The 14270-nt window shown below is 55.8% G+C and carries 11 protein-coding genes; 4 read left to right on the forward strand and 7 right to left on the reverse strand.

Annotated features, from left to right (window positions below):
- Positions 1-296: 296 nt before the first annotated feature.
- Both DHV10_RS23700 and DHV10_RS27375 read left to right on the forward strand, forming a co-directional pair.
- Positions 297-3011 (forward strand): serine/threonine-protein kinase, encoded by a 2715-nt coding sequence (locus DHV10_RS23700; RefSeq protein ID WP_109488912.1) that lies wholly within the window; start codon positions 297-299, stop codon positions 3009-3011.
- Between the two features lie 124 nt (positions 3012-3135).
- Positions 3136-3408: a hypothetical protein gene (locus tag DHV10_RS27375; protein ID WP_162601839.1), complete on the forward strand. Its 273-nt coding sequence runs from the start codon at positions 3136-3138 to the stop codon at positions 3406-3408.
- A 736-nt stretch (positions 3409-4144) separates the two neighbouring features.
- Here DHV10_RS27375 and DHV10_RS23705 read toward each other — a convergent pair.
- Positions 4145-5821, reverse strand: a complete 1677-nt coding sequence (locus tag DHV10_RS23705; RefSeq protein WP_109488913.1) for an amidohydrolase — start codon at positions 5819-5821, stop codon at positions 4145-4147.
- A gap of 268 nt (positions 5822-6089) precedes the next feature.
- Positions 6090-7322 carry a PP2C family protein-serine/threonine phosphatase gene (locus DHV10_RS23710; protein ID WP_162601840.1) on the reverse strand — a complete coding sequence of 411 codons (1233 nt, stop codon included), beginning with the start codon at positions 7320-7322 and terminating at the stop codon, positions 6090-6092.
- 1053 nt (positions 7323-8375) lie between these two features.
- Here DHV10_RS23710 and DHV10_RS23720 point away from each other — a divergent pair.
- A complete protein-coding gene (locus DHV10_RS23720) occupies positions 8376-9227 on the forward strand; it encodes a maleylpyruvate isomerase N-terminal domain-containing protein (protein ID WP_109488915.1) in 852 nt (283 codons plus the stop codon).
- A gap of 42 nt (positions 9228-9269) precedes the next feature.
- Here the strand turns inward: DHV10_RS23720 and DHV10_RS23725 are convergent, their stop codons facing one another.
- The 3 genes from DHV10_RS23725 to DHV10_RS23735 form a co-directional block, all read right to left on the reverse strand.
- Positions 9270-9671, reverse strand: coding sequence for a VOC family protein (locus DHV10_RS23725; protein ID WP_109488916.1), 402 nt, complete (start codon positions 9669-9671; stop codon positions 9270-9272).
- Positions 9668-10060 (reverse strand): DUF120 domain-containing protein, encoded by a 393-nt coding sequence (locus DHV10_RS23730; protein ID WP_338042636.1) that lies wholly within the window; start codon positions 10058-10060, stop codon positions 9668-9670. The genes DHV10_RS23725 and DHV10_RS23730 overlap by 4 nt, the downstream gene beginning before the upstream one ends.
- A gap of 134 nt (positions 10061-10194) precedes the next feature.
- On the reverse strand, positions 10195-11997 hold the full coding sequence (locus DHV10_RS23735) for a TPR end-of-group domain-containing protein (RefSeq protein WP_109488917.1): 1803 nt from the start codon (positions 11995-11997) through the stop codon (positions 10195-10197).
- A gap of 145 nt (positions 11998-12142) precedes the next feature.
- Between DHV10_RS23735 and DHV10_RS23740 the strand changes: the two genes are divergently transcribed.
- On the forward strand, positions 12143-12631 hold the full coding sequence (locus tag DHV10_RS23740; protein WP_109488918.1) for a cupin domain-containing protein: 489 nt from the start codon (positions 12143-12145) through the stop codon (positions 12629-12631).
- Positions 12632-13088: 457 nt separating this feature from the next.
- Here DHV10_RS23740 and DHV10_RS23750 read toward each other — a convergent pair whose 3' ends face one another.
- Positions 13089-13625 (reverse strand): hypothetical protein, encoded by a 537-nt coding sequence (locus DHV10_RS23750; protein ID WP_109488920.1) that lies wholly within the window; start codon positions 13623-13625, stop codon positions 13089-13091.
- A gap of 412 nt (positions 13626-14037) precedes the next feature.
- Positions 14038-14214, reverse strand: coding sequence for a hypothetical protein (locus DHV10_RS23760; protein ID WP_162601841.1), 177 nt, complete (start codon positions 14212-14214; stop codon positions 14038-14040).
- Positions 14215-14270 lie beyond the last annotated feature (56 nt).

Genomic DNA, 14270 nt, shown 5'->3' on the forward strand with positions numbered 1-14270 from the left:
GATCGGCTGCCGGCTCACCAAAGCACCTGGCGCAATGAATGTGTCAAAAAAAGAGTGGCCAGGGCAGCAATGCCAGGATCCAGACGAGTCTTGATACTCTCCCCGCTTGAGGAGACCAATCCGCCATAGAAAATACAAGCCCAATCGATGATTCTCCTCCAGATGAGCTGACAAATAACTCAGCTGATTCTGAACCGAAATAGTCCGCTCCCAGCGAGCTTGGGAACATATACTTTTGGCAAAGCCGGACCCTATACTGTCAATCTCCGAGTGCAAAGCGCGTACCTGAGAAACCTATGGCTGACGCAGACGCCAAGCGAGCGAGATCGACCACTCCTCAGCAGACCCAGTTCGCAATTGGCGAAATCGTTGCAGGCAACTACCAGATCGTCGGCCACGTCGGCAAAGGCGGCATGGGCGTGGTGTACCGTGCCCGTGACCTTAAACTGGAGCGCTTGGTAGCGCTCAAATTCCTTCCCGACGAAGTGAATGCCAGCGAGAAAGACAAGCAGCGCTTCATCCAGGAAGCCCGCCTTGCCGCAGCCCTCGATCATCCCAATATCGGTGCGATCTACGGCATTGAGTCCACCGAAGACGGTCGAGTCTTCATCGTAATGGCGTTCTATGATGGCCAGTCACTCGCCTCGCGCATCTACTTCGGCGCGCCAATGACACTGCCCGAAATACTCGATACCGCGAAACAGATTACCCGAGGGCTCGCGGCGGCCCATTCGCACAGCATTATTCATCGCGACATCAAGCCATCCAACGTGATGTATACGAGTTCCGGACTTGTGAAGATCGTTGACTTTGGCCTCGCACGGGTGACTGAGCAGACCGCCACTCTGACAAATGGCGCCGTAGGAACCGTCGGGTATATGGCTCCTGAACAGTCACTCAACGGTGTCGCCGATGAGCGATCTGACATCTGGGCCCTGGGTGTATTGATGGCGGAGATGCTGACGGGACGCAATCCGTTCCAGCGTGACACCGTTTCCGCGACTGTCCTCGCGGTGCTGAATGCCCCGCCGGCTTCGCTGGGAGACACGCCCCTCGAATTACAGCGAATCGTCTATCGCGCGCTGTCAAAGGACCGTCTGAAGCGATATCAAAGCTGTTCGGAGCTCCTGAAGGACCTTGAAAAAGTCACAATCACGCTTGACGCAGCAGCCGAACCAACTCAAACGCGCCTTTCGAAATCGCTGAAGCTGCCTGCCGACCTTCGGCGCTCAAGGGAGGAGGCCTCAAAGTCAGCTCTCAACCTCCACTGGACCCAGTCACGCTGGCGCACCTGGATCAAGATTGGTGGTTTCGCCGCGGTTTTGATTGCTGCCGGAGCCATTGCATGGTTCGGTCGGGGATGGTTGCAGCATCGCACGGGCAACGTGCCAGTTGCGCCGGCCACCTTACCCAGCCCTGCCGTCCTCGCCTTGCTCCCCTTCACCTCTGCTGCGCAAGATCCGCATCTGAACGCACTCGGCCAGGGACTGGTGGAGAGCGTGGGATCCAAGTTGTCCCTCCTCGCAGAAAACCGGCCGTTTGAAGTACTGCCGGTACGTAACCTGCGTGAGAAAAACGTAACAACGCTGGCTGATGCGCGCCGCCAGTTTGGGGCCAACCTCGGTCTCTCGGTGAATCTCGAGCGGATCGGAGATCTGGTCAGGGTCAGGTACGCGATCCACATTGCTCAAGGGGGCGCTATTGTCGGCGGCAGTTCCATAACGGTGCCCGCTGCCGATGAATTCGCGGTGGAAGATAACGTGGTCGAGGGAACGGTCAGCGCACTCCGCCTAAAGCTTCGGCCCGAGGAGATGTCAGCGCTCAAGCTGCATGGAACTGCATCGCCCGAAGCTTACAACTTTTACATACAGGCACGCGGATATCTGGTGGATTACACCAAGACTGAAAATCTCGAGAACGCAATCGTGATGATCCGGGAAGCACTGAAGATTGATCCTAATTTCGGGGCGGCCAGGGCGAGTTTAGGCGAATCGTTCTGGCGTAAATACGCGTTGACCAAAGACGAACGCCTGACCAGACAAGCCAGCGACGAGTGCGATTCCGCCATCAAGCTGGGCAATGCCGGAGCAGCGGGCCACATCTGTCTCGGCTTGGTCTATGGTGGAACCGGACGCTATGGCGAGAGCGTAGCGGAATATCGGATCGCCACGGAACTGGAACCCGCCAACGAGAGCGCCGGGATTGGCTTGGCAACCATACTGGAACGACAGGGCAAGTTGGATGAAGCGGAGGCGGCGTATCAGGGGGTAATCGATATACATCCGCAGAGTTACTTCGCACAAAATGCAAAGGGAGCGTTTTATTACCGCCGCAGCGATTATGAGAACGCTGTTCGAATGTTCCAGAAGGTCACCGAAGTGGCCCCGGAAAACTACGCTGGGTATGTGAACCTGGGCGGAACATACAATGAGCTGGGACGTTTCCTGGAAGCCCTGGAACCGCTAAAGAAGTCCATTGCCCTGAACCCAACTTATGCCGGCTATACAGATCTGGGTACAAGCTATCTTGGCCTTCACAAGCTGACAGAGGCGGCTGAAGCTTACCAGCACGCCGTTAAGCTCAATCCGAAACAATATGTCACCTGGGGAAACCTGGCCTCGGCCCAGCGTTATGCAGGTGAGAAACGGCAAGCGTCCGCTTCCTACGCGAAGGCAATCGAGTTGGCGAGTGAAGAGCTCAAGGTCAATCCACACGATAGCGACGTCCTGAGCGATCTGGCAGTCTATTATGCCTCGGTTGGCGATAAGGAGCATGCAGAGGAGTATTTGCGAAAGGCCTTCCAGTACGGCCATGGAGAAAAAGAATTGCTTGCCACCGCGGCGCAGATCTACAACGATCTCGGCGACACAGGTGTTGCGCTGGAATGGATGAGCAAAGCAATCGAGGCAGGCTATTCTGCACGAAAATTCCAGGATTTGGTCGCATTCCAGAACCTGATCGATAATCCGCGATACCAGCAAATTGTCGGCAAGGCCCAGCATCCCCATTAGCAAAAACTTCCTTACGCTTTCTCTCCCGTGATACTCTTTAGCCCCGCCCCCAATCACTGCGCTTTCGTTACGTCGCAGGCTTTATCTGTTCGAATCGAGATAACCAAGGCCGAAAGGGAGATCAATGAGCGACAAAAAGAATGTATGCGGTAATGGATTTAATGGAGTCCATAGCAGCACCGTGGAATTGGAGAACCACACCGGCAACACCGTTACTGTCAACGCCTGTGCCAACCAGTCATTCGCTTTCTCGAGCCCCGCTCCAGGCTTCACTATCACTGCGGGAAGCTCCGTTGAGGCCACACTGCAGAGCTCTCCCGGCACGTACTACTACTGCACCAGTGGTTGTCCTAGCCTGAAAGCGGACACTAATCCGAAGACGGTAATCATCTCCTGAAACGACTGGACGATCATCAAGCTCTCGTTCCACCTCGGGACCTGGGGTGCCCAGGTCCACGATTATCAGGATTCCACGATGCGTGACAGTTGTAGAGGTTCTACGGGTAGTGATTAGCCGCAGGTGGCCAACACCCACTGAACAGACTCGCCCGACGGCCTGATGGAATAGTTAATCGATTTTTCTTGACGTTATTCGAGCCGGAAATATACCGTTGCTCATCGGGTAAAAACCAACCCAGGACACACCATGTGGGCCTGATTCCTCGGGGGAGGGTGTCCGGCCCTGGTGTCTTTCTATCCCAGTTCTCATCCCTTTGCTGCACTCAATAAAAATGCCAATGCGTCAGCTCAATCCGCCTTCATTCGATTTGCTTGTGGTCCTAAGGGCTACTCTCTCCAAATTGGAGTCGAGAAAGAGCCCACTTTCCGCGAAACAGGTCATTGTAAGAGAGGCGCTTCAGCAACGAATTCGTCTTTTAGAAGCGATCCTCCATATCCCGCCCTCAACTCTGAAGAAACCAGTTTCGACGTCGAGATACGAAGCCCGCCCACAAGCCGCCGCACGCGCGTAATTGCTCCTGGTCATTGCTAGCAGTACAGCCCCCCGTCTTCTGCGACGATAACAAGCTTCAACGGCAACTACTTTCGTATATAGCCGACAATACCCGCGCAACCCACGAACCCAGGCCGTGGTTTTGCACGGAGATAACATCGTGGCATGGCCACCGCGGACTTCACTTTACAGGTATTTGATTCGAATTAGCGAACGGTGTGCCGGCAAACGCCACCCGGCCACCTACGATGGTCAGAAGGGACTCAGTTTTCGGCAGGTCGTCTGTAGGGATCTTGAAGATGTCTTGGGAGAGCACAGCTAAGTCAGCGAGCTTTCCTGGCTCGAGCGTTCCTTTGTTCTTCTCCGCGAATTCGGCATATGCCGCTGTGCGCGTGAACGCAATCACAGCTTGGTCCCGCGAGATCGATTCCTTCGGTTTCCCGGGATAGGCACTCGCGTACATGATGTGCAAATAGGGATTTGCGACCGGAGTCTCCGGCGACGAATCCGTGGCGATTGCCAGCGGTATGCCAGCTCTCAGCAAGGAACCAAAGGCTTGCACGACAGCAGCCTTTTTCTGTCCAAAGCGTTCGCGCATAAGACCGCCGAGGGTAAAGTTCGTGGGATTCTCAACGACGATGATGCCCAGCTTCTTAACTCGGGGAATTTGATCTGGCATAATGCCGTCGCCATGTTCGATGCGAAGGCGCCGTTGAGACCAAGCCTCCACGCCTCCTGTCGCGTCCATCGCATCAAGCAGTGTTTCAGTCGTCCGATCTCCAATAACGTGTAGGAGCAACTGGACATCTCGGGGCTTCGCTTCCCGAAGAATGGCTTCGATTTCGTGGCGAGAAAAATCGATCTGTCCGGAGGTGCTCGGGTCGTCTGCATAGGGCACGCGTGTCGCAGCCGATCTCTCTTCGGGTGTGCCGTCGAGCAGGTATTTGAGGCCGCTTACCGTCACACGGTCTCTGAGCCCAGCTGGAACGGATGGATACTCTGCTTCTCTACGCCGATCTTTCTCCTGGAATTCTAGGAATGGCACCACGCGTATGCGCAATGGCGAATCGATTGCAGCCAGTTGTTGCACCCGACGAGCGGGGTACACGTCGAGAAGAGTAATGGAAGTGACGCCCCAACGTGCCTCGCGATCAAGAACTCTACGGAGCCGGTCCGGTTCTCCTTCAACATCGCCCATCAGCATCTCGCGTATGCGGAACCATGCCGACTCGTGAACCACTCCGTCCCAGTGCGCTGACTTCATATCCTTGCCGAAGAACCCCGCCAACGGTGGTGGGGCCTGTTCGTCAACATGGAATCGCTGTGACGCAGCTTCATTCAACATTCCGGAATGAGGGCTATCCATTGACAGCACGATGGGATCCCTTCCCCCGATTCGATCAAGTATCGCTGGTGTGCACTCCGGGTCGAAGAAGGCTCTCTGGCCGATGATGCCGCTCAGAAGCGTTCCGTCTGGCGACTTCGCCACCGCTTTTCGTATGGTGTCGAGGACCTGAGAACAGGCTGGATCTGGATCGGTACCGAAATCCAGCTTGGTTCCAGTCACATCCGCCTCGAAGTGAACATGGCCATCATTGATTCCAGGTATGACCAACCTGCCGCCGAGGTTGATTTGTCTCGTGGAAGCGCCGGCCTCGGAGAGGATATTGCTGTTTGTACCTGTATCGAGGATGCGGTCGCCACGTATCGAGATCGCTTGCACATATGGATGCTGTGCATTGCCGGTGAATACGCGACCATTCAGCAGTACGATATCCGGAACACCCGGAATTTTAACTGCCTCTATCTGTAATGGAAGGGTGGCCAGAATCAGCAGGGCGAATAGTTGATTCGACAAAGGTGTTCTCCGGGGCCTACTTGCTCACCTTTTCAGGTCTGATGTTCAATTGCGTAGATGGCCATCGTGATGATGAACTGGTCAAGGATAAGCCCAGCTTCCACTCTGGGGGAAACTCAAATAGCGAAGAAAATGCTGTCGGCTATGATTTCTGGGCGTCTGACTGCGTATTCGGACATTTCGGGTCGGGGTCGAAGGATCGGCAAATATCTGTATTGCCGACCATCCGACCTCAACCCGTCATTTAGATGTGCAGGGGTCTCCTCGATCACGCAATCGCTGAACTCACATCGGAGTTTCGCGTTATAGACAGAACGGTGATGTCATCCTCTTGACCGAACAGTTCTGCTGCCGCTGCGATTTGCTGCGCGGAATTGGCGGAAACGGCTCGGGTGCGTTCGAATCCGTACAACTCACCTTTCGCGTCGGTGGCTTCCAACACTCCATCTGAAACGAATGTCAGCCTCTCCCCAGCGGCAATCGTATAGCGAGTTTCTTCGTAGCTCGCACTAGCCACGATTCCGAGCGGCAATCCTGCTTGCACCGCCATCTCTTCGCCATTGCAATATGGCGGCGGATTGCCCGCATTTGCCAAGGTCATCGCGCCATCCCGCTCGATCAACGCGACACAGCAGGTGACAAAGCCGTCCATCTGTCCACAGAGCACCTGGTTCAGATAAGCAAGAATCTCGGCTGGCTTGTACGCAGGACAGCCCCGCAAAGCGCCCATGATGGCGCTCACCGTCATCGCGGCTTTCAGGCCTTTGCCACTGACATCTCCGACAACGAGCAGGACGCTTCCGTCTGGCCCCGGCAGGATGCGAAAGAAATCTCCTCCCACTCGTTTGGCGGGAACGTAGGCGCTCTGAATTTGAAAGCCGGGGAGGTCGACTGCGGGCACGACGAGCTGCTGCTGCACCTCCCGTGCTGCGTCGAACTCCGCATCCAGCTCTTCTTTCCTGCGCCAGTCATCCCAGAGTTTGATCAGCAGCTGGTAACACATCGCTCCGGTGACCAGCGCCGTAGCCAGATTGTCCGGCTGCACCTCGAAATTACCGATCCGCAGTCTAGATATCAGATCGAGGTTATCTACCAGCATGTATGCCACGCCTGCACAGAACAACGTAATTGCAAGGCCCCGAGTATCTCTCTGTCCTCGCCACCAGGCCCATGAAGCCAGAGCTATTACGCCGAGGAACGTGATCCCGGTCAACAGATACAGCACTACAACCAGCAAACCAAGACCAGGGATGGACGAAATTGCCAACGCCGGCAGGGATAAGAGAATGGGCCACAGAATCCCAATTCCCTCGAGGGTACGCACGGCCCATGTCGGCGAGTGAAGAGCGGTCTTGATCAACTCGAACAGGGAAACGTTGACGATCGCCCAGAAGGCACAAGAGACAAGCCAAAAAACGACGTAAGACAAGCCGATCGGCCTGAGCGCATTCCAATACCCCATCGAAGACCAGCTCAACGCGAAGATCGCGAACCAGAACAATGAGCCTCCGGCACCCGTGCGCCACCATACGGCGAGCAGAAGGAAAGAAATGAGCGCCTCAAGACTCCAAAGAAATGTATCGAATCGCAATGCCAACTGGGCGTGCGCTCGTGCATCACTTTCTCGAGAAAGCTCCAGTGCCCGCGAGCCTATGCTGACCGAGAACAGTACTGGAGGAGTGAAGTCTATCCTCGATCGCCAGATCGGCAATAGCCAACCCCGCCACGAGACCACGGCTGTTCCACCGGGAACAACCACCCCGGCTGGAATATCGAATACGCTCGTTGCGCAACGCTCTGTAGCAAATGGCTGCGGCGGGAAGCGTCCCTGGCTTCCGAGGTGGACGCCATTCACCCAGAACTCACCCGGAGAGCAAGCTCCCTGCTCACGATCCAGACGGATAGCCAGCGGGCTTTGGTCAGGCGGCACAACCGTTCGGAAACGCAGCCAGACCATTCCATCGCTTGCGGGAGGCGGCCAGGGAATGAGTGCCCCGTTCGCTACTCGCCACGCTGAATCATCGAACGAAGGATCAGCCCAATCCGGGTTGTCGCCCAAATGGTAGCGTGTTTGCGTGACCGGAACCGCGGGCCGCTGCGCATGGCAGATGTGCCCCAGCGAGCCGGCAGAGACAGCCGCTACAAGACACAATATTTCTAGCCTGTTTGGGAGCACGCCTCAATGATATGCACCCGCATGTTCCAGGCAACTCAATGAAGTAAGCGAAATTGCCTTCCTGGTTAACGGCGTACGAGAAGCACTTTGAAACCGGTCAACATTTGACAAGGTCTAATTCTGCGTATCGTTCGCCTGTGATCCGCTCTAGAACCGCACCCGGAACCAGGTAGTCGCAATTGTTGTACTCGAATCGCTCGCCCGGATTCTTCTTCGGCGCTGCTGAGCAGAAGCCCGAAGCAGCCGAGTGTTGTCCGCAGCATCTGGATTTTATCTCAAGTAGAAGGGCGGTACAGCATCGTCCGGACCATCGGAGGAGTAGGCCTTTATGGCTTGGGACTAGGTTGTCACGCAGACTCGATTTGCTAGATTGAAACCATGGAAACGAACAGTCAACTCGGTGGAAGCGAGCCGATCATCTGCGCTCACCTACTGCGCAAAGTAGACGCTGCGCTTCTAGAATTGCTTCGCTCACTGACGGTCGCAGAGTGGGATTTGCAGACTGTTGCACCGCGATGGAAGGTTCGGGATGTGGCTGCACATCTCCTTGACACGGCCCTCCGCAAGCTCTCGCTGGTCCGTGATTCCTGTTTTGTTGAGAACGTCCGCCTTCAATCCCCGCAGGATGTTGTCGCCTACGTCAACCGCTTGAACAATGAAGGCGTCACAGTTTACCGCCGCTTGAGCCCTGCTGCGATGATCGATTTGACGGCACTGGCCTGCGATCAATCAGCAAGTTTTCACGAATCTCTCGATCCGTATGCCCCCGCTACTTTCAACGTCAGTTGGGCGGGTGAAGATAAATCGCTAAACTGGTTTGACACGGCCCGTGAATTGACAGAGCGATGGCATCACCAACAGCAGATTCGGCTTGCGACTGGCCAACCGGGCATTATGATTCGGGAACTTTACCACCCTGTACTGGATTGCTTCGTCCGCGGTTTGCCACACTCCTATCGGGACATGGATGCTCCAGCCGGGACCAGCGTGCTCTTGGAGATTTCTGGAGAATCGGGAGGAGAGTGGGCAGTGTCGAGGGATGCCAAAGGTTGGAGCTTCGCGAGAGAGTATCCGAAAAACATTGCTTGCAAGGTCATTCTGCCCGACGCGATTGCGTGGCGGGTCTTTACGAAAGGCATTTCTCGGGACGCGGTGCGTTCACAGATCAACGTCGAAGGAAACGAGGCTCTGGTTGCCGGGATTCTCGGGCTTACAGCGATTGTCGGCTGAAACTGCTGTCCTCATTTTCGACGATGGGTGCCGTTCCAACGTTCAACATGAGTTGATGCGCGGCTGGATCAAATCCCAAAGGTTTCCATAGAGGTCTTCAAAAACAGCGACTGTTCCATACGGTTCTTCTACCGGCGGCCGGCGAAACACCACACCTCTGCGGGATAGTGCGTTGAAATCGCGCCAGAAATCATCGGTGTTCAGAAAGAGAAACACGCGACCACCCGTTTGATCTCCGATCCTCGAACTCTGTTCTGGCGTGACGGCTCGGGCCAGAAGCAGACTGAAATCCTTAGATCCGGCAGGCGCAACCCGAACCCACCTCTTGGTGTCTGTTAGTCGCACATCCTCGACAAGGCGAAAGCCGAGAATCTCGCTATACCACCGAATTGCCTCATCGTATTCACGCACGATGATAGCTATGCTCGCGATGTATTGACTCACGACGCGACAGCCTCGTCAGAGATCTCGACTTCAACCCAATCGCCGTCCCTCAACTGATGGGCATCGCGCAGCTTGGTGTCCGTTGCGATTTCGATAGTGGTCTGCGGGTGATGCCCCCGTCCTTCATCATTCGCCGCGGTGCGAAGGATGAAAGCATGTCTTCCAAAGATCGAGCACGGAACAATGTGAACAGTGACGGTCCCTCCATACTCCGCGCCTTCGAGACGCAAGCTGCCCGGAGGTACAAACCAAGGCTGATCCAGTTGCAGGTTGAGCGTACCAGGAAAAAGCAACATTCCCGTTTTCCTCTGATAATGATCCTGCAATCTTTCGATCCAAATCGAGAAGTTGCCCATTCCGGACACAACTCTACCGCGCAACTTTGACATTCGCGACCTCTTTTCCGATGGTAACCGTTCGCTTGAACGGCAGCGATCAAGACTTCTTACCCCTCTGTCGCGTTTTGAACTTGCATTCGCTATCAGGAAATTACCGTCTGCAACAAGATGCAGGAGCCGGATGCTTAGAACAACCCGACATGGTCCGGATACTTGGCTTGTAACGAGCTCACTAGAGCCTCAAAGGCAGAAAATCCACGAAGATTCTCAAGGCAAGGGTCCTTTAGAAAAAATGGCCAGCACGCAAATCCACTGCTGACACTCCTCTCCAGCCAATCAAACGCGGTTTCGTGACGGCCCAGCAGAGCAAAGATGCAAGCTATTTGGTAGTAACAGTGATGCGCATGCCCGAATGATTTTGGGCTTGCACAAGCCTTGGATACGCAATCCAGGGCCCTGCGATCATCCCCATTCAAAACGTGATAAATACCTTGCAAACTCACTAAGAGTGGTTCTTCGGGTAAGACATTCATCGCCTGATCCAGCAAGACGCCGGCTTCCTCTATTTCGCCAGTCATCATGGCCAGTTGAGGAGCGTAGTAGATCGGGTACTTGTTACCGGGGTTCTCCGTTCGCCACAGATGAATTTGCTGACGTGCCAGTTCGTATTCCTGACCCCAGATGTAAACCTGCACGATGCTCGGGCTGATTGCCATTTTGGGCTGAAAAGGCCGTCCCCTTTGGAACATTTCACGAGCGCGATCGAGCAGCCCGATATGGGCAAGTATCGTTCCAAGGCGGTTATACGCATGAGGGAGATTGCTCTGCAGCGCCAGAGCGCGCTTCAGTTCCGCGATCGCCTCCAGGTGCTGGAAGTTCTTCGACGGCCCCCACAGAAGGAAGGCGCACGCCACGTGTCCCTCGGGAATGTTCGCATCGATTTCGAGCGCGCGCCTGCAGTGGAACTCGGCTCTTTCCAGCCATAGATTCGAGGGGTCGAACTCGAAATGGCGGGTTGAACATGCAAACGAGAGCGTCGCGTGAGCCAGAGCGAACGCAGGATCACGCGTCACAGCGTTCGTGAGATGCTCAATCGCTTGACTCATCATCGAAGAATCACCGGATGCCGTAATCCGATACCCTCGCATGAACTCTGCATAGGCCAGAGGATCTTTGCTATACCTTGGGCGCTGCTCGGCAATCGCTGGAGCTGACGGTCGATTCAACGAAGCGCTGACCTGTTGCGCAATACCGTCCACGAGACTCAACAGGCGATCAATCTCGAGGTCACACTTCTTCGCGAAAAGGGAGCGCTCCAGACGCGTATCAAACATCTCCAGCGAGATGCGCCACTGCCCTTTCGACATTTGAACAGCGCCATGGATAACGAACCTGACGCCCAAACTGAAAGCGATCTCCGATGGGGTTGCTTCTGGAGGTACGCTCAGGACCGCTGATGTTGGCAGCACGTCAACGCCAAATAAGTTTCCGAGACGGGATACGAGCGCATCTGCAAAACCGAGGCACAAACCGTGGTCATCCGTCCATTTCCCTAGCAGCAACAGCGGCACCACGGCGACAGAGATTCGCTCGCTCTCTATGCCATCTTCCCGGAAGGCATCGTGAGCTGGCTTCCGCTCAGCTGAGCCAGGTTGTTTTGCTGCGATGATTCGCACTGGCCCGACGAATCGGTATCCCTTGCCAACTACCGTCTCGAGAAAACGCGGACTGTCGACCTTATCGCCGAGAGCGGTGCGAAGCTTTCGCACAACATTGTTAAGGTTCTTTTCGGTATCAATGAACAAATCGGACCGCCAAAGCTTCTTGACGATTTCCTCACGTGGCACCATCTGCTCCCGTCGCCCAATCAGAAATATCAGCAACTCCATAGGCTTTGTCTCGAGCTTGATCCGCCGACCCCCGCGCCGCAGCTCGTAGCGTCCCAGGTCTACTTCCACTTCGCCAGCAATCCGCCTCGTAACCCGCATTACGACTTTAGTTTAAGGATCTAGATCCAATAAAAGTCAAGGAGTTACAGCGATATACGAAAGATATTTAAAGGCTATACCTGCTGCATTGCAATGTCCCTCAATTCACGCGATGATGCCCATCAAGAGCTGGAAAGGAAAACGTATGAAACGAACATTGCTGATCGCTCTCTCATTCGCTGGACTGCTGTGCCTCGCAGGCGAACTCTTCACGACCGCCGCACATCCCGCCTCTCACGAGAACAACGCATTCACCCCGGAGACAATCCCGTGGGGTCCAGCGCCACCCTTCATCGCTCCGGGAGCGCAGCTCGCCGTCATAGAGGGTGATCCAAGTGCCTCCAGCGGTGACTACACCGTCCGCTTGAAAATGCCTAGCGGCTACCGGATAGCGCCACACTGGCATCCCTTGCGCGAAAACGTCACGGTCATCTCCGGGACATTCAAAGTCGGCATGGGGGACACCTTTGACACAAGCAAGATGGGATCATTCCCAGCTGGTAGCTTTGCCTATCTCGACCCTGACATGCACCACTACGCGATGGCCTCGGGCGAAGTCATCGTTCAGGTTCACGGAAGCGCACCTTTGCAGTTCAACTACGTCAATCCTGCGGACGACCCGAGCAAAAAATAGCCCTTCGCCCTCCCCCAGCAGCGAAAGCACCGCCCGCCTACTGACACCCGCGCCCACAGTGCTGAGCTACAGAGCCGAGCTAGGAGTCGAGTTCCTCGCGCCAGCGGAAGCGCTCGGTGGGAGAGAGTTCAATGCCTGCCCTTCTAAGGCGGTCGGCAAGTCTGTACTGGGCTGTGGTCTGCGCTCGGGTCAGGCTGTTCGAGAGTCCGGTTTCAAGGGTGGGCCCGTCCGGCAAACAGATGGACCAGCGCCAAGCGGTGGGAGGCTGAGGGACGACGCACAGTTCGATGACTGTTGCAGCGAAACGGACAACGCATTTGTAGGTCATGGGAAGGGGCCCGGGGGTTGACCTGCAGCCCAATCTATAACATCGCCGGAATTGCGACAATGGAACTTTAGAGGAGGTCGAGGCGATCCAGCAGATCGGCGTCCGACATGGTTGCCCAGTCAGTTTGCTTCACGAGCTCTTCTTGAGATCGTCGTGTCCGGCTGGGAAAGAGGCGGGGCGGCCCGTGTTCCAGTCTATGCGCCAGATTTCGTCGAGGTCGATAGGCGTGGGGATAAGGCGATGCATGCGGGCGCGGTGTTCGCGTGTGTCGGATCGAACCGCGGCGGCGTCAATGCGAAGTGCAGTGGACTCGGCACGCAGGCGCATGGAATCGTCGATGGTGGCCTGGATGCATTGCAGCCAGAAACCCGGAGGCGTGAGAGCGGGGATGATGAGGTCGAAGCTTTCCGGCTTGTAAGCGATGCAGGCATTTTCAAACAGGACGATGGGCGCGGGATAGCGACTGATGATGGCGATGAGTTCGTCCGGTATGGGTTCCAGATCCTCGTTGAAGGTCACGGCCGAGTACCGGGTGTCCTCATCGAGAACGTCGCACAGCGCACGTTCGGAACAGGGGATTCTGCGCACCCTTACACCGAGCCGTTCAAAGACCGGAACGCGGTGGCAGATATCGTCGCCGACGTACAAGATGGGAGCTGTGAGCATGAACTTGCGCGATGGGAAGTTCGCAACTGCAATATAGCACCAGCGGATCTTAGGGGGAATGAGGATTTTGATGAGGTGGGATGGCCAGAGCGACAGGTTTCAGTGCTCCCGGCTTCGGCCTCTTTTCATGTGGGCTGGTTACCATCCGACTGCCAGTCCATTCGCGGGCGATTCTGCACCTGAGACACGCAGGCTTCGCAGAAGTGGCGGTCAGGAGCGTCTGTGTTGAATTCGACCAGGAATTGAGTGCAGGATCTGACGCCGAGCGGAATGGGCTGGCGACATCGATCGCACAGCATCTTGCCATCCTGAATCATTGGTCCCTTTCGAGTTCCCGGCGCAAGAGGGAGGGATGAGAACAACGCGAACCAAGTTGCTTGAGGTACATCCAGGGGGCGTTGGAAGGAGCTGATTAGTCCGGCAGCTCGGGGGCGATCCGCGCGCGGAGGTCGGCTGCCGCTCGCTGCATGGCGGCTTTGGCTTCGGCGAGGCTGGCGGGGGGATCGGGCATGCGGCGCTCGTAGTAGTCGAGCAGCGAGAGAGTTCCTTCGAGAATTTCAGCGAAGTTCCGGTACGGGTCCGAGGGCATTGGGAAGCCGGACACCATTATTCCACCCGCGCAATTGCTGTGCCGATATATCGTGT

It is taken from the genome of Occallatibacter savannae, from assembly GCF_003131205.1.
Lineage (GTDB): Bacteria > Acidobacteriota > Terriglobia > Terriglobales > Acidobacteriaceae > Telmatobacter > Telmatobacter savannae.

Coding starts and splice junctions, on each gene's coding strand:
- DHV10_RS23700 (WP_109488912.1), top strand. CDS start 297: ATGGCTGACGCAGACGCCAAGCGAGCGAGATCGACCACTCCTCAGCAG.
- DHV10_RS27375 (WP_162601839.1), top strand. CDS start 3,136: ATGAGCGACAAAAAGAATGTATGCGGTAATGGATTTAATGGAGTCCAT.
- DHV10_RS23720 (WP_109488915.1), top strand. CDS start 8,376: ATGGAAACGAACAGTCAACTCGGTGGAAGCGAGCCGATCATCTGCGCT.
- DHV10_RS23730 (WP_338042636.1), bottom strand. CDS start 10,060: ATGTCAAAGTTGCGCGGTAGAGTTGTGTCCGGAATGGGCAACTTCTCG.
- DHV10_RS23735 (WP_109488917.1), bottom strand. CDS start 11,997: ATGCGGGTTACGAGGCGGATTGCTGGCGAAGTGGAAGTAGACCTGGGA.
- DHV10_RS23740 (WP_109488918.1), top strand. CDS start 12,143: ATGAAACGAACATTGCTGATCGCTCTCTCATTCGCTGGACTGCTGTGC.
- DHV10_RS23750 (WP_109488920.1), bottom strand. CDS start 13,625: ATGCTCACAGCTCCCATCTTGTACGTCGGCGACGATATCTGCCACCGC.
- DHV10_RS23760 (WP_162601841.1), bottom strand. CDS start 14,214: ATGCCCTCGGACCCGTACCGGAACTTCGCTGAAATTCTCGAAGGAACT.